The following is a 461-nucleotide window of genomic DNA, read 5'->3' as shown; positions in this document are numbered from 1 at the left end:
GGCACCGTCGTCTGGTGGACCTCGCTGATGCCGACGACGAGGAGTACCGCCCCGTAGACCGCACAGAGGGCGCGAACGCCGGGAATCGGGAGGCTGGCGAAGGCGCACGGCGCGGCGGCGTAGGCGATGACCTGCACCGTCTCGCTCACCCCCGCGCGGCGGGACAAAAGCGGGATGAGAAGGGCCGTCTGGATGGCCGCCGTCAGGTGGAGGAGCGCCGGCGCGACGAACAGCGCGACGACGAGCAGGGCGACGAGCGCCGAGACGAGCGGGCCGCCCTCGATGGCCGGAATCGTCGCCGGCTCGAAGGCGAACCCGAGGCCCTGATAGACGAGCGCTACCGCGATGGCGAACACGAGGCCGGGCGCTTGGTCGCCGGGGGCGACGCCGTCGCGGAAGAACTGGCGGGGGCGAACGACCACAGCGACCCACGCGCGGAGGATGCCGGTCAGCCCGCGGTC

General features: G+C 72.9%; 1 protein-coding gene. It reads right to left on the bottom strand.

The genetic code is table 11. The annotated features are described in order from the left end of the window. The coding region (locus DVK07_RS21560; RefSeq protein ID WP_121598625.1) for a YIP1 family protein at positions 1-422 on the bottom strand (422 nt) is incomplete at its 3' end. Positions 423-461: the final 39 nt, after the last annotated feature.

Source organism: Halorubrum sp. Atlit-26R (genome assembly GCF_003666015.1).
Taxonomy (GTDB): domain Archaea; phylum Halobacteriota; class Halobacteria; order Halobacteriales; family Haloferacaceae; genus Halorubrum.
Note: the sequence above shows the minus strand (reverse complement) of the source record. Positions and strands in the feature narration are given on the sequence as shown.